At 37.1% G+C, this 17882-nt stretch carries 19 protein-coding genes; 6 read left to right on the top strand and 13 right to left on the bottom strand.

Features of this window, described 5'->3' with window-relative positions; all coding sequences use genetic code 11:
* Window positions 1-6 precede the first annotated feature (6 nt).
* A complete protein-coding gene (locus NSCAC_RS02145; RefSeq protein WP_197744788.1) occupies window positions 7-210 on the top strand; it encodes a hypothetical protein in 204 nt (67 codons plus the stop codon).
* Window positions 211-417: 207 nt separating this feature from the next.
* Here the strand turns inward: NSCAC_RS02145 and NSCAC_RS02140 are convergent, their stop codons facing one another.
* The 11 genes from NSCAC_RS02140 to NSCAC_RS02090 all read right to left on the bottom strand — a co-directional run bounded on the left by NSCAC_RS02140 (window position 418) and on the right by NSCAC_RS02090 (window position 12005).
* A complete protein-coding gene (locus NSCAC_RS02140; RefSeq protein WP_197744787.1) occupies window positions 418-1830 on the bottom strand; it encodes an SEL1-like repeat protein in 1413 nt (470 codons plus the stop codon).
* Between the two features lie 115 nt (window positions 1831-1945).
* On the bottom strand, window positions 1946-3466 hold the full coding sequence (locus NSCAC_RS02135) for an SEL1-like repeat protein (RefSeq protein WP_197744786.1): 1521 nt from the start codon (window positions 3464-3466) through the stop codon (window positions 1946-1948).
* A 548-nt stretch (window positions 3467-4014) separates the two neighbouring features.
* On the bottom strand, window positions 4015-4197 hold the full coding sequence (locus NSCAC_RS02130; RefSeq protein WP_197744785.1) for a hypothetical protein: 183 nt from the start codon (window positions 4195-4197) through the stop codon (window positions 4015-4017).
* A 133-nt stretch (window positions 4198-4330) separates the two neighbouring features.
* Entirely contained in the window at window positions 4331-4909 is a 579-nt protein-coding gene (gene rnhB, locus NSCAC_RS02125; RefSeq protein ID WP_197745263.1) for a ribonuclease HII, read from the bottom strand.
* Between the two features lie 64 nt (window positions 4910-4973).
* Complete coding sequence (gene ribBA, locus NSCAC_RS02120; protein ID WP_197744784.1) at window positions 4974-6083, bottom strand: bifunctional 3,4-dihydroxy-2-butanone-4-phosphate synthase/GTP cyclohydrolase II; 1110 nt, start codon at window positions 6081-6083, stop codon at window positions 4974-4976.
* Between the two features lie 19 nt (window positions 6084-6102).
* Window positions 6103-6696, bottom strand: coding sequence for a riboflavin synthase (locus NSCAC_RS02115; protein WP_197744783.1), 594 nt, complete (start codon window positions 6694-6696; stop codon window positions 6103-6105).
* A 12-nt stretch (window positions 6697-6708) separates the two neighbouring features.
* Window positions 6709-7818, bottom strand: coding sequence for a bifunctional diaminohydroxyphosphoribosylaminopyrimidine deaminase/5-amino-6-(5-phosphoribosylamino)uracil reductase RibD (gene ribD, locus NSCAC_RS02110; protein WP_197744782.1), 1110 nt, complete (start codon window positions 7816-7818; stop codon window positions 6709-6711).
* A 26-nt stretch (window positions 7819-7844) separates the two neighbouring features.
* Window positions 7845-9101, bottom strand: a complete 1257-nt coding sequence (gene glyA / locus NSCAC_RS02105; RefSeq protein ID WP_197744781.1) for a serine hydroxymethyltransferase — start codon at window positions 9099-9101, stop codon at window positions 7845-7847.
* A gap of 84 nt (window positions 9102-9185) precedes the next feature.
* Window positions 9186-10166 carry an L-histidine N(alpha)-methyltransferase gene (gene egtD, locus NSCAC_RS02100; protein ID WP_197744780.1) on the bottom strand — a complete coding sequence of 327 codons (981 nt, stop codon included), beginning with the start codon at window positions 10164-10166 and terminating at the stop codon, window positions 9186-9188.
* Window positions 10163-11485, bottom strand: a complete 1323-nt coding sequence (gene egtB, locus NSCAC_RS02095; RefSeq protein ID WP_197744779.1) for an ergothioneine biosynthesis protein EgtB — start codon at window positions 11483-11485, stop codon at window positions 10163-10165. Before egtB ends, egtD begins: the two co-directional genes overlap by 4 nt.
* 181 nt (window positions 11486-11666) lie before the next feature.
* Window positions 11667-12005 carry a DUF1820 family protein gene (locus NSCAC_RS02090; protein WP_197744778.1) on the bottom strand — a complete coding sequence of 113 codons (339 nt, stop codon included), beginning with the start codon at window positions 12003-12005 and terminating at the stop codon, window positions 11667-11669.
* A gap of 114 nt (window positions 12006-12119) precedes the next feature.
* On the opposite strand from NSCAC_RS02090, the gene NSCAC_RS02085 reads away from it, so the two are divergent.
* On the top strand, window positions 12120-13082 hold the full coding sequence (locus NSCAC_RS02085) for a 2-hydroxyacid dehydrogenase (RefSeq protein ID WP_197744777.1): 963 nt from the start codon (window positions 12120-12122) through the stop codon (window positions 13080-13082).
* A gap of 14 nt (window positions 13083-13096) precedes the next feature.
* On the opposite strand, the gene ribF is transcribed toward NSCAC_RS02085, so the two are convergent.
* Window positions 13097-14041, bottom strand: coding sequence for a bifunctional riboflavin kinase/FAD synthetase (gene ribF, locus NSCAC_RS02080; RefSeq protein WP_197744776.1), 945 nt, complete (start codon window positions 14039-14041; stop codon window positions 13097-13099).
* 103 nt (window positions 14042-14144) lie between these two features.
* Between ribF and xseB the strand changes: the two genes are divergently transcribed.
* Genes xseB through folE2 form a run of 4 tightly spaced genes read left to right on the top strand, consistent with a single transcriptional unit; the run spans window position 14145 to window position 16488 of the window.
* Complete coding sequence (gene xseB / locus NSCAC_RS02075; RefSeq protein ID WP_197744775.1) at window positions 14145-14381, top strand: exodeoxyribonuclease VII small subunit; 237 nt, start codon at window positions 14145-14147, stop codon at window positions 14379-14381.
* 1 nt (window position 14382) lies between these two features.
* Window positions 14383-15273 carry a polyprenyl synthetase family protein gene (locus NSCAC_RS02070; protein ID WP_197744774.1) on the top strand — a complete coding sequence of 297 codons (891 nt, stop codon included), beginning with the start codon at window positions 14383-14385 and terminating at the stop codon, window positions 15271-15273.
* Window positions 15274-15295: 22 nt separating this feature from the next.
* On the top strand, window positions 15296-15679 hold the full coding sequence (gene queD / locus NSCAC_RS02065; protein WP_197744773.1) for a 6-carboxytetrahydropterin synthase QueD: 384 nt from the start codon (window positions 15296-15298) through the stop codon (window positions 15677-15679).
* An 11-nt stretch (window positions 15680-15690) separates the two neighbouring features.
* Entirely contained in the window at window positions 15691-16488 is a 798-nt protein-coding gene (folE2, locus tag NSCAC_RS02060) for a GTP cyclohydrolase FolE2 (protein ID WP_197744772.1), read from the top strand.
* Here folE2 and der read toward each other — a convergent pair.
* Complete coding sequence (gene der / locus NSCAC_RS02055; RefSeq protein WP_197744771.1) at window positions 16485-17873, bottom strand: ribosome biogenesis GTPase Der; 1389 nt, start codon at window positions 17871-17873, stop codon at window positions 16485-16487. The genes folE2 and der overlap by 4 nt on opposite strands.
* Between the last annotated feature and the right edge of the window lie 9 nt (window positions 17874-17882).

The raw sequence follows: 17882 nt of genomic DNA, 5'->3' as shown, positions 1-17882 counted from the left end.
TTCCTGATGACATTAACTATCTCTGCCTCTGACATCCAAGCATATCATCAATTTGGTAATAGTGTGATTGTTCCTGCTATTTACCATGCAGCCCAAGAAATCATCACTACTATCAAGGCTTGCCAAAGAAGAGGAGCAAGAATAAAGAACTATACCCAGAATATTATAGGATTAATCATGAAAAGTTATATTTTTACTCCAAAAGAGTAAGAGATAGTGCAGCAGATAGAAAATAAATACTATATATCCCCTATTCTATCTCGTTTGGATCAGCTTACTGAAGATAAAAGGCAAGATACCTATAAATAGAAACTGCAGATTCAGAAGAATCAGATTTTATGGATCAGCTCTCTTATTTGACAGATTATGCTAATGAAAAGCTAGTTGAGAGCTAAAAAAATGTAGATCTAAATTTTTTCAGCCTTTAATTTCTCTAATTTTATTTGCCCTTTTTAAAAATTGATTTAAGGCAATTAAAAAATTACCTGGCTCATCCATTTCCTTGCTTAGAATTTTGCCTGATTCTATTTCTTCAGCCATAAGGGTTTCAATCAGTGTGTCTCTTGCTTCGGCTGCTAGTCCATGTTTCACAGCTGCCCTGTTTAAGAAAGTATAAGCAATTACCTTGTTAATTAGTATACCTTTACCCTTAAGATATATTAGCCCAAGTGCAAATTGAGCCTCAATATGCTGTTGTGCAGCAGCAAGAAGATACCATGATATCCCTCTTTCATAATTTTCTCTGCTATCTTGCATCTCAGTATATATTTTCCCAAGCCGATATTGAGCCTCACTATCCCAATTCCATCCTATAGCAGCAAGGCGATACCAATAAATAGCCTCTTCATAATTTTTCTCTATTCCTTGGCCTTGGCCTTGTTCGTATATTTCACCTAGAGCAATTTGCGCCTGCATACTACCTTGTTCTGCTGCTTGTTTAAGCCAGTAAATTGCTTCATTAATATCTTGGCTAACTTCTTTACCTTTGGTGTAAAGCATACCAAGTGCAGCTTGTGCTTCTACGTTTTTCTGTTCTGCTGCAAGGCGATACCATTTTAGTGCTTGCTGGTTATCTTGTGCCACTCCTTGGCCATTAGAGTACATAGAACCAGTAATTCTCTGGGCTTCTTTATCTCCTTTTTCCGCTGCTTGACTATACCAAATAAAAGCTTGTTGGTAATTTTGCTCTATTCCTTTACCCTCCAAATACATAGCACCAAGGGTTTTTTGAGCTTCTAAATCTCCTTGTTCAGCAGCTTTTTGAAACCACTCTGCTGCTTTTTCATGATTTTGGCTAACTCCAAGACCTTCTTTATATATACGCCCAAAATTCTTTTGAGCCTCTAAGTGGTCTTGTTTTGCTGCAAGCTCATACCAGTTAATTGCTTTTTCTATACTTCTAGGAACACCTACTCCCCATTCATAACTTTCACCAAGGCTATTTTGAGCTTCTGCATATCCTTGCTCTGCAGATTTTTGGAGCCACTTAATAGATTCTTCATAATCAATAAGCGGAGTTACTCCCATATATCCTGTTCCAGAGTAGAGTACTCCTAAAGCATATTGAGCTTCTTGGCTACCTTGTTTTGCAGCAAATCCAAACCACTTAATTGCTTCTTCATAATCTTGGGTTACTCCTTGACCCTGTCCATACATCCATCCTAAAAGATATTGCGCTTCTAAGTGTCCCTGTTTTGCTGCTTTAGTGTACCAAGTAATTGCCTGATCATAGTCTTGAGTTACCCCTTGACCTTTAGCATATCGTTGTCCAAGTTTAAACTGAGCCTTTTTATTGCCCCGCTTTGCCATAAACTCGGTGTAATTAAACACTGTATTCCTTGCTAATCCTAAAATTTTATTTTCTAACTTTAATTAAAGTTAAGATAAGTTCTGTAAAATTATTTAATAGATAGTATCTATTTTTTAAGCTAACTGTAAGTCGTTTTTAGTCTGAAATTTTCCTTTTCTCAGTATATTGATCTAAAGCTTTAAGTAGATTCCCACTCTGACCCATAGCCTTACTCAACATATTACCTTCCCTTATTTCATCTTCTGTCATATTCTCTTTAAGAACACTAAGTGTATCTTCCAACTCTTTCTTTTTATCCTTAGCTATGTTTAATAAACCATAGGCAACTATTCTATTTTGTTGAACACCTTGGCCATTTAAGTATATTTCTCCAAGGTAGGATTGGGCTTTTGAATATCCTTGATCCGCCGCAAGACGAAACCATTTGATTGCTTTTTTATAATCTTGAGCTACCCCTTGTCCTTGTTCATAGAGGATTCCAAGTCGATATTGAGCATCTTTATTTAATTCCCAGCCCGTTGCAGCAAGCCGATACCAGTGAATAGCTTCTTCATAATTTTGTTCCATTCCTTGTCCTAGCTCGTGCATTAATCCCAAATGATATTGAGCTTCAGCAAATCCTTGTTTTGCAGCTAAATAAAACCACTTAGCTCCTTCCTCATAATTTCGATCTACTCCTTGACCACTAAGATACATGACACCCAAGTTAAATTGTGCCTCTGTTTCCCCTTGTTCTGCTGCACTACGACTCCATTTAGCTGCTTCTTCATCATCTCTAATAACACCATGACCTTTCGCATACATCACGCCAAGATTGCTTTGAGCTTTTAAATTTCCTTGTTTCGCTGCTTTGAGAAGCCACTTAACTGCTTCTTCATAATCTTGACCAATACCTATACCATTTGCATATAAAATACCTAAATTATATTCTGCTTCAGGTAGTGATTGTTCTGCAGCTCTACGAGTCCACTTAGCAGCTTCTCCATCACTTTGTGTTACTCCTTGTCCATTGGCATATAAAACCCCAAGAAGATATTGAGCCTTACTGTAACTTTGATCAGCTGCAAGCTGTAACCAATTTGCAGCTTCTTCATAGTTTTGCTCTACTCCTTGACCTTGCTGATACATAGTACCCAGATTATATTGAGCGTCTGGATCACCTTGATCTGCTGCAAGCCGAAACCACTTAGTTGCTTCCTCATAATCTTGTTGAACTCCCTGACCTTGTTCATACATTTTTCCAAGGTTTTTTTGAGCATCTAGGCTTCGCCGGTTAGCTGCTCTGCGAGTCCATTTTGTAGCTTCTTCTTTATTTTGCCCTACCCCTAAGCCTTCAGCATATATGACACCAAGATTATTTTGAGCTTCTAAATGTCCCTGATAGGCTGCAAGCCGAAACCATTTAAAGGCTTTTTCATAGTTTTGTTCTACCCCTTGACCTTTTTGATACATTACCCCTAAAGTGTTTTGAGCATCTACATTTCCTTGTTCTGCTAAAACTTGAAATTTATGAAATGCTTGATCGTAGTCTTTAGATTTATAAGCTGCTTTTGCTTCTTCAAAACTAATTTCCAACTTTTTTTCAATGGCTGCCCGTCCATTTATTCCATAAACTACTATAGAAATACATATTAATATTTTAATTATATTAAACATTCTTGTATTCCATAAAAATGGTACTGATCTTTATACTAAGTTCTATAGATACTATGATTGTGTTTAAGCACTTAGCGCTCAAAGTGGTATCCTAGCATAGGCCATGCTGTCGGTTCATTTACTGCTAGCTTAGCACGGACATATAGCGATATGTCACATAGAAACATAGCCCTCAATTGATAAGCTGCCTCTATAAATTAGAGTTGAAAACCTTGAGATGTGCTGATACCTGATTGAGCTTTTCAGTTGTGTCAGTATCCAATACTATTAAATCTTGATTGGATACATCGTTATCTTTGAAGCTAGTCATTTTCATACTAATACCTCAATCCTAATACGCACCGCATTTTATACTTTCCTTGAAATCGGAGACTAGCGAGCGTTTACGTACTGCTTGAGCTTGATCCATTAAGAATATCTATTACCCGAGGCAGCTCCTATAAGCCACGCATTCTTGTTTTACAGACATTTGTTGTTGCGCAGAATTTCTGTATAGGTATAGCAATGGTTTCTGAAAAATTATTCACACTCCTCTCCGAGAATTATAGCTATCGCCAACGACTAGCTAGAACACTAAGTAAAATAGAACTGCTCGAGACATTAGTGATATGATCAAGATAGCCAAACAAGCCAGCACCATTGAGCTGCCAAAGTGATCCAAATCCAAATAATGTTGCTCGGTAGCCACCATCAGAGAGCGATAACCCTATAGTTTTTCCATTAGGTATCATTTACAATCCTCCTTTGGGCAAGCAAAATAGCAAATACAGAAATTTTTGTGAAATTTACCAAAAATATAGATGTTACTATGAATTCTATCAATCTTATTTTAAGATTAATACAAAAAGAGGGTTTAATGAATCCTTAATCTATAAGGCAATTTTTTACGGGACGAAAAGAACGCCGATGAATAGGGCAAGGACCAAGATTTTCTAAGGCAGTTAAATGATCTTTTGTAGGATATCCTTTATGAGATTTAAACCCATAGCTTGGATAAATTTGGTCAAAATAAACCATCTCCTGATCCCTAGCTACTTTAGCAATAATAGAAGCTGCAGCAATAGGAGTAAACTTTTGATCTCCTTGAATGATCCCTTGAATAGGATAAGGGCTAGTTGGACAGTATTTACCATCTACAAGGACTAACTTAGGTTTAACCGGTAAAGTCGCAATCGCTCGACTCATGGCTAATAGGGTTGCCTGAAAGATATTTAGTCGATCAATTTCTTCTAGATCTGCACGACCTAAAGTCCAAGCTATCGCTTTATTTTGAATTTCAATAGATAGCGTCTCACGACGTATTGCACTTATTTTTTTTGAGTCCCATAATCCTGTAATTTTCACGCTCGGGTTTAAAATAACTGCACTTGCTATCACAGGACCTGCTAAAGGTCCACGCCCCACTTCATCTACACCAGCAATCCAACCTTGAGTTTGGATAATATCTTGTAAGGATTGGTAATCTTCATTATTTAAGGTTGCTTTGTCGCAAATAAGATAAGATTTTTTAAGTAACGTAATCAACTACTTCTAACCCAAATCCTACTAATCCGTGCATTTTCCGAGGAGCACTCATCACTCGCATTTTTTTAACGCCAAGATCGGTAAGAATTTGAGCTCCAATCCCGTAGGTTCTTAAGCCTTCCTTTTTAGACATATGAGAGACTAACTGGATGCCTTCATCTTCCATTTGATAGTTCTTAAGTCGACGAATTAGATCAGGGGCAGATTCTGGTTGATGCAAAATCACAACTACTCCTGATTCTGCTTGATTTATTCGTGTCATTGCATCTCGCAGAGGCCAACCACAATCGTTACGCTGAATTTGCAAACAATCACTTAGCGTATCTGCCATATGAACTCGTACTAAAGTGGGTTCTTCTTTATGAATTTCCCCTTTAACTAGAGCAAAATGAAGCTGTTGAGTAACTAAGTCCTGATAAGAAAAAAGCTGAAACGTGCCTTGATCAGTGGATAGGTTACAAATTGCAATTCTTGTTATTGAACGCTCATGCTTCAAACGATAATGAATTAAATCTGCTACTGTACCTAGTTTTAAACCATGTTGTTGAGCAAAAATTTCCAAATCAGGGCGACGTGCCATAGTACCATCTTCATTTAGGATCTCTACAATAACTGCTGCAGGCTCAAATCCTGCTAATCGAGCAAGATCGCAACCAGCTTCCGTATGACCTGCCCGAGTAAGCACGCCTCCAGAGCGAGCCATAAGCGGGAAAATATGCCCAGGTTGTACTAAATCTTCTGGCTTTGCTTGGGGAGCAACTGCCATTTGTATCGTATGAGCCCGATCAGCTGCAGAAATTCCTGTAGTTACGCCACTGGCTGCTTCTATAGAAAGAGTAAAATTAGTACTATATTGCGTACCATTCTCTGTTACCATTAAAGGTAAATTTAATTGACGACAACGATTTTCGGTTAAAGTCAGGCAAATTAAACCTCGCCCATAACGAGCCATAAAATTAATATCCTGTGCCTGTACCTTAGCTGCTGCCATAATCAAATCCCCTTCATTTTCCCTACCTTCATCATCCATAAGGATAACCATCTTGCCTTGCTGGAGTTCTTGAATAATAGTTTCAATGTTACTAAGGGACATAACAGGTAATAAATGATATTTAAGTACGATGGAATAGGGATTCTATATAACGAGCAATGAGATCTACTTCTAAATTGACTTGCTGGTCTATCTTAAATTGGCTAAAAGTAGTTGCCTGTAAAGTATGAGGAATAAGATTAATTTCAAAACTGTTTTTATATATATAGTTTACGGTTAAACTTACTCCATCCACACAAATAGAGCCTTTTTTTGCGATATATCGCATCAATTCTAGAGGAGCTTCAATTTTAATAGATGAGCTTTCCCCAAATGAAATAATACTTCTAATGGTACCTATCCCGTCACAATGACCACTGACTAAGTGCCCTCCTAAGGAATCTTTTAAAGTAAGTGCAGACTCTAAATTACTTAGGTCACCTAGAGTTAAATTCCCTAATGTTGTACAAGCAAGTGTTTCTGGTGAAAGTTCAAAAAATAAAGACTGAATACTTTTTTGAACTACCGTTAAACACACCCCACTAACGGCAATACTATCTCCAAGCTTAATAGATGTAAGATCCAACTGATGAGTATCAATACCTAAATATAGTCCTTCTTTCTTTTTCTCATGGGTAATTACCGTACCTACTGATTTTATAATCCCAGTAAACATTAAGGTTTCTACTCAGCTCTTATTAAAATGTACTATAAATCGCCAATCGTTTCCTATAGCCCGAACTTCCTTGATAACCACATCAATAGTATCTTTCATAGTATTAATTCCAAGCAAATGAAATAAACCTAGAGAATTATCTCCCATCAGTTTTGGAGCAATGTACAATATAAGTTCATCAATCAGCCCTGCTTGAAGCAGCGATCCAGCTAATTTGGCACCACACTCTACATGAAGCTCGTTCATTTCTCGTTGTGCTAATACAGTCATTAATAGAGCAAGATCTAGTTTTTGCCCAAGTAGTGGAATATTTATTACTTCAACTCCTAAATTACGTAAAATTTCTGCTTTAGGATAGGACGAATCCTCACAAACGACTAAAACTGATCTGGGTAACGAAAGGATTTTAGCATGCTCTGGTAGGGTGAGTTTTTGATCTAGAATAATACACAAGGGCTGGCGTTGAAGTAACTCAGGAATTTGTTCCTTTAGTTCATGATAGCGTACATTTAAAGAGGGGTTGTCATGGAGTATAGTGCCAATACCTGTTAGAATTCCAGAGCTTCTAGCCCGCCATTTCTGTACATCATGGCGAGCAGCAGGAGAGGTAATCCAACGGCTTTCCCCAGAAGCAAGCGCGGTTGCTCCATCTAAACTCATCGCTAGTTTACAACGCACCCAAGGGCGATTTAAAGTAAATCGTTGGATAAATCCTAAATTAAGAGCTTTAGCCTCTTCAGTGAGTAACCCATGGGTTACTTCGATGCCTGCAGCTCTAAGTTGAGCTAACCCCTTACCTGCTACTTTTGGATTAGGATCTTTGATTGCAACGACAACTCGGTTTATTCCTGCTTGAATGAGCACCCCGGTACAAGGAGCAGTTCGTCCATGGTGGCAGCAAGGTTCCAAAGTAACATAACAGGTTGCTCCTTGTGCATTATTTCCTGCTTGAGCTAAAGCATTAATTTCTGCATGAGGACCTCCGACTTGTTGGTGCCATCCTTCTCCAACAATTTGACCAGATTTTACAACAACACAGCCAACCCGTGGGTTAGGATCAGTTGTATATAGCCCTTGTTTGGCAAGGGCTATAGCTCGTGCTAAATAAACACTATCATTCAATTGGCATCAGCAGGATAAATTTTTAGCTAGCTGCCATAGACTGGAAAACGCTTACACAATGTAAGAACTTTTTCTTTTGTCTCAGCAATAACTTTTTCGTTTTCAATATCATCTAGCACATCACATACCCAGTTTGCAATCTCTTGGGCTTCTATTTCTTTAAACCCTCGGGTAGTTGTAGCAGCACTACCAATACGAATCCCGCTGGTCACAAAAGGCGATTGGGGATCATTAGGTACTGCATTTTTATTTACAGTAATATTTGCTCTTCCTAAAACTGCATCTGCCGCTTTTCCAGTAATTCCTTTAGCAACTAAATCAATTAAGAATAAATGACTATCTGTGCCTCCAGAAACTACTTTGTAACCCCGATCCTGTACAGTTTTTGCCATAATATGAGCGTTGCGTACTACTTGATGCTGATAATCCACAAATTCTGGGCTCATAGCCTCTTTAAATGCAACTGCCTTAGCTGCAATAATATGCATTAAAGGACCGCCTTGCATTCCTGGAAACACCATAGAGTTTAGTTTTTTCTCAATTTCAGGATTAGCTTTTGCGAGAATTAATCCAGATCTGGGACCTCGCAGGGTTTTATGGGTAGTACTTGTAGTAATATCTGCAATTTGCACAGGATTAGGATAAATTCCAGCTGCAATCATTCCAGAAGTGTGAGCAATATCAGCAAGGAGGTAAGCCCCTATAGAATCGGCAATTTCCCTAAAACGCACCCAATTAACTACTCGAGAATAAGCAGTAAATCCAGCAATAATCATTTTAGGGCGATGGGTTTTTGCTAGTTCTGCTACTTCATCATAATCAATTAATCCAGTTTCTGGATTAACCCCAAATTGAACTGCATGAAATATTTTTCCAGAAAAATTTACTTTTGCTCCATGGGTTAAATGCCCACCATGGGCAAGGCTTAACCCCATAATAGTATCATGAGGTGCAAGCAAAGCGAGCATCGCCTCAGCATTAGCTTGAGATCCAGAGTGGGGTTGGACATTCGCATAATCTGCACCAAAGAGCTCTTTAGCCCGATCAATAGCTAGTTGCTCTACCACATCTATATATTCACAGCCGCCATAGTATCGTTTGCCTGGGTAGCCTTCAGCATATTTATTAGTGAGTACAGAACCTTGTGCTTCAAGTACTCGAGGGCTGACATAGTTTTCGGAAGCGATTAATTCAAGGTGTTCTTCTTGACGTCTTAATTCTCCAACAAGAGCTGCACTTAGTTCATCATCATAGCCTGCAATATCCATTTCTTTATGGTACATGGTTATCCTATTGTAATCTTTTGTAAAGATACTATCTTAATTGATTTTTTAGATTTAAATAATAGTAATTTTTATATTTTAATTTTAAAGACATAAATAATGGACGCTGAATAATGCTTCTTCACCAACCCACACTTGCTTTGGGTAAAATCCTGCAGCTTGTGCCAGTTTTTGAAAATCATCAACGCTATATTTATAGGAACTCTCTGTATGCATTGTTTCTCCAGCTTGAAATTCAAAAATATATTCACCTATGGAAACTGTTTGTTTTTTTTGACTCACTAAGTGCATTTCTACCCGTCCCTTAGAATCATTATAAAAAGCATTGTGTTTAAAACTATCTAAGTCAAAATTCCCTTGAAGCTCTCGATTAATCCTCTTTAAGAGATTTAAGTTAAAAGCAGCGGTAATACCCTGAGAATCATTATAGGCTGCATTTAATATATCAGCGTCTTTTTTTAAATCTACCCCAATAAGTAATCCACTTCCTTTACCTAACAAAAGTGCAATTTGTTTTAGAAATTGGAGTGCTTCTTTAGGTTCAAAGTTACCGATGCTTGATCCTGGAAAAAAACCAGATTTTACACCTTCTTTAAAATTTTTAGGAAGTATAAGAGGATGAGTATAGTCCGCACAGATGGCGTGGATAGCTACTTGTGGATAATCTTTAGCTAAAATTTTTGCTGATTTAAATAAGTGAGCTTTAGAGATATCAATAGGAAGATAAGCATCAGGTTGTAGGTTATCTAATAACAGTCTAATTTTTAGACTACTACCGCTACCAAATTCTACTAATATGTCGTTTACTCCCATGCATTGGGCTATCTCCTCTCCATATTTTTCAAGTAATTCAATTTCAGTACGAGTTGGGTAGTATTCAGGCAATTGGCAGATTACATCAAAAAGCTGTGATCCTACTTCATCATAGAAATATTTAGGTGGAATTTGCCGTTGGGGTTTTCTAAGCCCAACTAATATGTCTTCTTGAAATCGTGCTGGGGCTGGATGATAATCATGAAGAACTGGTTTATTAGAATCTCTTTTAGAAACTGTGGTATAACTCATCTATCCTCCGCCAATCTAAATCCTGTAAATTGCCAGCGGGCATCAGGAGGAAAAAAATTACGATAAGAAGCACGTAAATGATTCTTAGAACTGATACAGGATCCACCTCGTAATACCATTTGATTGCACATAAACTTACCGTTATATTCGCCTATAGCTCCAGCTGGAGGTCGATACCCGGGGTAAGAACTATAAGGACTACTTGTCCACTCCCACACATCGCCAAACATTTGATTAGGCTCCTGAAGATTTTTCGGAGAGGAAATAGGGTATAAAAAACCGGAATCTAAAAAGTTGCCTTGGCAAGGTAATGTTTTTGCAACTACTTCCCATTCTATTTCTGTAGGTAATCGATGTTTTGCCCACCGAGCATAAGCATCGGCTTCGTAGTAACTTACATGGCATACTGGATCATCTAGTGAAATAGGCTGTAGCCCGATTAAAGTCATATGCCACCAGCTATTATCTTCCTTTTGTTCCCAATATAAAGGGGATTGCCACCTCTGCTCTTTAATAATACGCCAACCATCAGAAAGCCAATGTTGAGGTTGTTTATACCCCCCTGCTTCAATAAAAGCTAAGTAATCCCCATTAGTAACAAGTGTTGAAGCAAAACGAAAAGGTTGTAAGTACATTTGGTGGTTTGGCTTTTCGTTGTCATAATAAAAACCGTCACCTTCATGACCTACCGTATATAACCCTCCTTCATAGGAGTGCCATTGGAGTGTCTGCTGTATGGTTGTTTGTTTAATCTCAACAGAATTACTATCAGTTCGATAAGCAGGGCGTAAAGGATTATTAGCAAAAATATGTTTTATATCAGTGAGTAATAACTCTTGGTGCTGTTGTTCATGATGAGTACCTAATTCTATTAAGGGAGTAATTTCTGTTTCCCATTGAGGAGCACTACCCATGCTCTCTTCCAAGAATTTTATCTTCTCATCTACATAGTGGCGATATTCATAAATCTCAGCCACTGTAGGGCGAGATAATAACCCCCGTTTAGGTCGTGACCACATTTGACCAGCAGTCTCATAGTAAGAATTAAAAAGATAGTGATAACTAGAATGAAAAGGCTGGTAACCTTTAAGATAGGGAATTAAAATAAACTGCTCAAAAAACCAACTAGTGTGGGCCAAATGCCACTTCGGTGGACTAACATCTGGCATGGTTTGAATAATATAATCCTCAATTTCTAGAGGTTGGCAGAGCGATTCACTCAGCTGACGTACTTTTGAGTAATGAGATATTATTCTTTCATTTCCATCTTTCCTACTGGCTTGGTTATCCGGTAAATCAGCCGTATTTAGACCAAGCATATAACCCTCCCTATATAACTATTTATTTACTTACTCTTTTTCAGTCTAACTCATAGCGTTATGAGTCGCAAAAAAGCTAAGTATGTAGAAACAAGGATGGATCCTATAAAAATATAATTAAAGCTATATTTTTATATAAGATTTTGGAAAATTAAGATATAAAATTTTTAGAAAATAAAAATTATTTTTTAGTTTTTCCAGGGGTGTGAATTGGAGAAGGAAACATGGCTACATTACCCTCTGATAAAGAAACCTCGGTAATTTTATTTATACCTCCTTTTTCCACCTCATCTACCCGCACAATAGTATGCATGGGGATATAAGTACGATTTACTCCTGAAAATTCAGATTTTAAGTGCTCCTCGGTAGGATCTACAACCAGGACAGATTTTTCTCCAAAGATAATCTCTCCTATTTCTATAAATCCATATATAGAACTTTGAGATACTTCACGAGCAAATAATTCATAAAGCTTACCTTGGCTGATAAATTTGATTTTATAGATACGCTTTTTAGTCACTAATGAGAAACCTCTACTTAAAAATTTTCTTAATCCCTATCTTAACGTAAGATACATAAGGTTCCTACAGAATAAAAAATGTTCTTCTTATATTAAGGAATTAGGGATTTTTTTATGATTGGTGTATTCTTAGATCAAGCTACTGTGCATCCAGAGGATATTGATTTTTCCCCATTAGAAAATGTGCTTTCTCAATGGTCATACTACCCTATCACTGCCTCTGATAAAGAGGTGATTGATAGGATAAAACACGCAGATGTTGTAATTACTAATAAAGTTGTTTTAACTGATTTTATTCTCTCTCAGGCAAAGCATTTAAAATTGATTTGTATTGCTGCAACAGGTACTAATAATATTGCATTAGAAACAGCTTATAATCTTGGTATTCCAGTATGCAATGTACCCAATTATTGTACTGCATCAGTTACCGAGCATGTATTTACTTTAATTTTAGCTTTAACTAAGCGATTAAATCCCCTTATTCAAGCTGTAGTTCATGGTGCGTGGCAAAAAAGCCCTCACTTTACCTTGCTTGATTTTCCGTGTCGAGAATTGAAAGGAAAAACTTTAGGTATTATAGGTTATGGGGAGCTTGGTAAATCGGTAGCTCGAGTTGCACAAGCTTTTGGTATGAATATCCTTATTGCTCAACGAGCTAATAGTCCAGTTCAACGTGATCGAATCCCCTTAAAAAATCTCCTTCCTCAAGTGGATATATTAAGCCTACATTGTCCCTTAACTCCAGATACACAAGGATTAATTAACAAAGAAACCTTAGGGTTGATGCGATCTAATGCTTTACTCATTAATACTGCTCGAGGGGGTATTGTAGATGAAGCAGCCTTAGTTCATGCGTTGCGAAATGGGAAATTAGGTGGTGCAGGGATTGACGTGCTTAGTCAAGAACCACCTAAAGATAATCATCCATTGCTTGCTCCAGATATTCCTAATTTAATTCTAACCCCCCATGTGGCTTGGAATAGTAGAGAGGCACGACAAAATTTAATTTATCAAGTAGCAGATAATATACAGAATTTTTTAATGAGAGCTCCTAAAAATATTGTAAACAAGTATTGATAGAAACATAGCTTTTAAAATTTCACGTTATAGAGTAGAAATAGCCTTTTTGCTGCCTCACAATCCTTATTAATCTGCACCTGTAATTCAGCTAAAGAACAAAATTTTACCTCTTCTCTAATTTGTTGAAGGAAAGTGATTTGAATATACTGTCCATAAATATTTTGATCAAAATCAAAAATATGCACTTCTAATAGAGGTTGAGAATCATTAATAGTAGGTCGAATACCAATATTGGCTATTGCTGGTAAAGGATATTTACTTAATCCAGTGACTATCACTGTAAATACCCCCTTAAGTGGTGGATTACCCTGAGGAAGTGCAATATTTGCAGTTGGACATCCTAGAGTTCTGCCTAGTTGTTGGCCATGTCTTACTCGTCCACTAATTTGATAAATACGACCTAAGAATTTTTTTACTTTCTCTAGATCTGCTTTTGCAAGGGCTTGACGAATCTGAGTACTACTTACGCGCTGATTATCTACAGTAAGGGTAGGTGTACAGATTACATCAAAACGATAGCGTCTTCCTAGTTTTTCTAATAAATTTAGATCTCCTTGACGTTGATAACCAAAGCGAAAATCTTGACCTACAGCTAAATAACATACTTTGAGTTTTTCTATAATAATTTCATGTACAAATGCTTGGGCATTTATGGTAGCTAATTGATGATTAAAGTGAAGTACAAGTAGCCAATCTATTGGAAGGTTTTTTAATACTTGTACTTTATCTCTAAAAGAAGTAATCCTTGCAGGTGCTCGTTGAAGATTTAAGAAATTACCAGGAGGGGGCTCAAAGGTTATAATCATAGAGGGGACACGGCGTAACTTTGCTTGCATTGCAAGCTGCTTTACAATTGCCTGATGTCCTAAATGAACCCCATCAAAATTACCAATAGTTGCTACACTACCTAAGTGAGCAGCTTTAATGTTATGTAATCCTCTAATAATCTTAGCCATAGTTGTGAGTAGTTTCTATGCTTAAAATATGCTATATTTCAGGTTTTTTAGCTAGTCCCAGCATTTAGGTAATATGCTCTACCCTTTAATAGTGAAACATTAAATGCCAGCTAAAGAAAATAAATTAAATTTTGAATCTGCACTACAAGAGCTTGAATCTATTGCCCCTCAAATGGAACAAGAAAAAAATTGCTTAGGCAAATCCATAAAACTATATGGACAAAGAATAAAATTATCTCGATTTTGCCAAGAAAAACCCTATAATACAGAGCAAAAGGTGCAGATCTTACAAGAAAAACAAGGAAAATATTATATCGTGGATTTTCCAAGGGAAGGATAATATGCAACATATTAAAGAAAAAATGGGGGTATTCCAAGAACGATCTGCTCAAGCTCTAGATCAAATTTTACCTTCAATTGAAATTTTACCAAATCGACTTCATGAAGCTATACGCTATGCGGTTCTAGGGAAAGGGAAAAAAATTCGCCCTTTACTAGTCTATAGTGCAGGAGCTATCTTTGGAGCACCTGATGAAATTTTAGATACTCCTGCTTGTGCAGTAGAGCTAATTCATACCTATTCTTTAGTTCATGATGATTTACCTAGCATGGACAATGATGATCTTCGCCGCGGTCGGCCTACATGCCATAAAATGTTTGACGAAGCTACTGCTTTGTTAGTAGGAGATTCTCTACAAACACTTGCTTTTCAAGTCTTAGCCAATCCAAGCTTGGCAGTACCCTCAGATCATCAGATTCGAATGATCGAATTGCTTTCCATTGCTTCAGGATCGCTAGGCATGGCAGGAGGGCAAGCCGTTGATCTAGAATCGGTAGGTAAACAACTTACTCTTTCAGAATTAGAGACTATTCATACTTTAAAAACCGGTGCTCTAATTCGTGCAAGTGTATTGCTAGGTGCATGGTGTTATCCTAAAATTGATACATCTACTTTAGAGAAATTGGATCAATTTGCACTCCGCATTGGACTTGCTTTTCAAATTCAAGATGATGTATTAGATGTGGAAAGTGATACAGATACATTAGGGAAACCTCAAGGATCAGATATGGTCAAGGATAAACCCACTTATCCTGCATTACTTGGGCTTGATCAAGCAAAACAAAAAGCACAGATATTGCTCCATGAGGCAACGGAAATTCTAAAATCTATTGATGGCACTACTGAGTACTTAGAGTGGCTTGCTCGTTTTATTGTTACCCGTAACTACTAATCATGCTGTATAGCATTTATTAATGGCAGCAACTTATATTCTTAAAGTTATTACTGATTTTTCCTCCGCTCATACCTTAAGAGGCTACCCTGGAGCATGCCAGAGAATGCATGGTCATAATTGGAAATTAGAGATAGAAGTGACTGCTAAAATGCTTAATTCCTTAGGAATTGCAATTGATTTTAAAGAAATTAAGCATTACGCACGCACCTTATGTGCTGAATTAGATCATCAGTATCTCAATGAAATTCCTCCCTTTAATGAAATTAATCCAACTGCAGAAAACATAGCTGCATTTTTTTATCATCGACTAGGAACACAGATCAATAGTGAACATATATGGGTGAGCAGTATCACGTTGTGGGAAACTGATCGGGCTTGTGTTCGCTATACTGAAGAGCCTTAAAAATAAGGATCATGAATAAAAATCAATCTATTGTTAAGGACATCCACTCTGAGTTAGATAAAAGAAATATTACTATCCATCAAGTGGGCATTAAAGACATTCGCTATCCTTTACAAGTTAAAAACCGTAGTGGTGAAATACAGCATACAGTTGCTCAAGTGAATATGTATGTGGGGTTAGCTCAACACTTAAAGGGAGCACATATGTCTCGTTTTGTAACGGTGCTTAATCAATATCAGGATCCAATTACCCTTAATTCTTTTCAGAATATGCCTCAGGAGATGAAAAAACATCTTCAAGCCGATTCTGGTTATATAGAAATGGAATTCCCCTACTTTATCAATAAACAATCGCCTATTTCTACACAACAAAGCTTATTAGACTATCAGGTTTCTCTTATTGGGGAGTCCTACCCAGATCAAGAGCGTACTATAGTTAAAGTAGTGATACCAATAACTAGCCTTTGTCCTTGTTCGAAAGAAATTTCAGACTATGGTGCTCATAATCAGCGATCTTACGTGACAGTACAAGTACAGATAAAAGAACCGTTTTGGATTGAAGATATTGTTGAGATAGTTGAACAAGAAGCTTCTTGTGAAATCTATAGTTTATTAAAACGGTCAGATGAAAAGTATATTACTGAACGAGCTTATAATAATCCTAAATTTGTAGAAGATATTGTGCGAGATATTGCCGCTCAATTTAATTTACATGAGAAGATTTCTGCTTATACGGTAGAGGTGGAAAATATTGAATCTATCCACAATCATTCTGCCTATGCAAAAATTGATAGATTAAGCCCCATCTAGTAATTAGATTTTCTATCTTTAATTATCCGTTTGCGTTTTTTTAACTGATGTTGAGTCAGTATATTTACTCGATCTTTATAGGGATTTTGTGTAGTTTTAAATTCTAGTTTGATAGGTGTTCCTACTAGAGAAAACTGATCTCGAAAATACCTTATTAAGTAGCGCTTATAGTGATCTGGCATCGATTCAGTTTGATTACCATGAATGATTATTTTAGGAGGGTTTTCTCCTCCCTGATGAGCGTAGCGTAATTTAATTTGCCGCCCTCTAATTAAAGGCAAAGGATGAGCTGCTGTAGCAGCTGCTAGAGCTTGATTAAGTGCACCAGTAGACAGGTGGCAGCTTGCAGCTTGATAAGATTCATCGATAGAAGGAAAAAGCTGATCTACTCCTTTACCATGAAGTGCGGAAATAAAATGAACTCTAGCAAAATCAAGAAAAGGTAATCGCCTATTTAAATTAGCTTTTAGTCTCTGTTGTTGATAGTCTGAAGCTTTATCCCACTTATTTACAGCAATGATTACTGCTTTACCACTTTCAAGAATTAGCCCTGCTAGATGGAGATCTTGCTCTACTAGACTATCACAAGCATCTATTACTAAAATAGCTACTTGAGCTATTTTTATAGTTTCTATTGCTTTTACAACACTGAATTTTTCAAGGACATCAAATATTTTTGAGCGACGACGAATCCCTGCCGTATCTATTAAAGTATAGCGTTGATTATTTCTAATAAAAGAAACGGCAATACTATCTCTTGTCGTACCGGGTTCATCAAAAGTAATCATACGTTCTTCACCTAACAAGCGATTTACTAAGGTAGATTTCCCTACATTAGGCCGACCCAAAATAGCAAACTGTATTCCTTTGGTAGGGATAGATTCATTTTCCTCTTCCTCCTGATCGATGGGAAGAGAATCTATCAATACATCAATACCTAATCTTTGCCTAGCTGAAATTATTACAGGATCTCCCAATCCCAACTGGTAAAAATCAGTTACTATAGGTTGCTGATTTTTCCTTTCTACTTTATTAACAACTAACTTAATGAGTTTTTGGCTATAACGAAGCTGATCTGCAATCATTTCATCCAATGACGATAATCCCTCACTACCATCGACGATGAACAATATAATGTTTGCTTCTGTAATAGCAAGCTTTACTTGCTTGTTCATTAATTCTGAGATCCCAGAGATCTGATCTGTTACTCCTCCAGTATCAATGATTAAAAATGATTGGGTTTTATAGCGTGCGATACCATATTTCCTGTCTCGAGTCACACCAGGTTGATCTACTACTAAAGCATCACGACTTCGAGTTAAATAATTAAATAAAGTAGATTTCCCTACATTAGGACGACCTACTAAAGCAATTGTTGTTGTCATATTAAGTAG

Origin of the sequence: Candidatus Nitrosacidococcus tergens (assembly GCF_902810445.1) — a bacterium.
Taxonomy (GTDB): Bacteria; Pseudomonadota; Gammaproteobacteria; order Nitrosococcales; family Nitrosococcaceae; genus Nitrosacidococcus; species Nitrosacidococcus tergens.
This window is presented reverse-complemented; position numbering and strand designations above follow the sequence as displayed.

Bases quoted from the DNA above. Each gene is read 5' to 3' on its own strand.
- queD (WP_197744773.1), top strand. From the start codon at position 15,296: ATGGCAGCAACTTATATTCTTAAAGTTATTACTGATTTTTCCTCCGCT.
- NSCAC_RS02085 (WP_197744777.1), top strand. From the start codon at position 12,120: ATGATTGGTGTATTCTTAGATCAAGCTACTGTGCATCCAGAGGATATT.
- NSCAC_RS02115 (WP_197744783.1), bottom strand. From the start codon at position 6,696: ATGTTTACTGGGATTATAAAATCAGTAGGTACGGTAATTACCCATGAG.
- NSCAC_RS02135 (WP_197744786.1), bottom strand. From the start codon at position 3,466: ATGTTTAATATAATTAAAATATTAATATGTATTTCTATAGTAGTTTAT.
- glyA (WP_197744781.1), bottom strand. From the start codon at position 9,101: ATGTACCATAAAGAAATGGATATTGCAGGCTATGATGATGAACTAAGT.
- der (WP_197744771.1), bottom strand. From the start codon at position 17,873: ATGACAACAACAATTGCTTTAGTAGGTCGTCCTAATGTAGGGAAATCT.
- xseB (WP_197744775.1), top strand. From the start codon at position 14,145: ATGCCAGCTAAAGAAAATAAATTAAATTTTGAATCTGCACTACAAGAG.
- egtB (WP_197744779.1), bottom strand. From the start codon at position 11,485: ATGCTTGGTCTAAATACGGCTGATTTACCGGATAACCAAGCCAGTAGG.
- NSCAC_RS02145 (WP_197744788.1), top strand. From the start codon at position 7: ATGACATTAACTATCTCTGCCTCTGACATCCAAGCATATCATCAATTT.
- folE2 (WP_197744772.1), top strand. From the start codon at position 15,691: ATGAATAAAAATCAATCTATTGTTAAGGACATCCACTCTGAGTTAGAT.
- NSCAC_RS02070 (WP_197744774.1), top strand. From the start codon at position 14,383: ATGCAACATATTAAAGAAAAAATGGGGGTATTCCAAGAACGATCTGCT.
- egtD (WP_197744780.1), bottom strand. From the start codon at position 10,166: ATGAGTTATACCACAGTTTCTAAAAGAGATTCTAATAAACCAGTTCTT.
- ribF (WP_197744776.1), bottom strand. From the start codon at position 14,041: ATGGCTAAGATTATTAGAGGATTACATAACATTAAAGCTGCTCACTTA.
- ribBA (WP_197744784.1), bottom strand. From the start codon at position 6,083: ATGTCCCTTAGTAACATTGAAACTATTATTCAAGAACTCCAGCAAGGC.
- NSCAC_RS02130 (WP_197744785.1), bottom strand. From the start codon at position 4,197: ATGATACCTAATGGAAAAACTATAGGGTTATCGCTCTCTGATGGTGGC.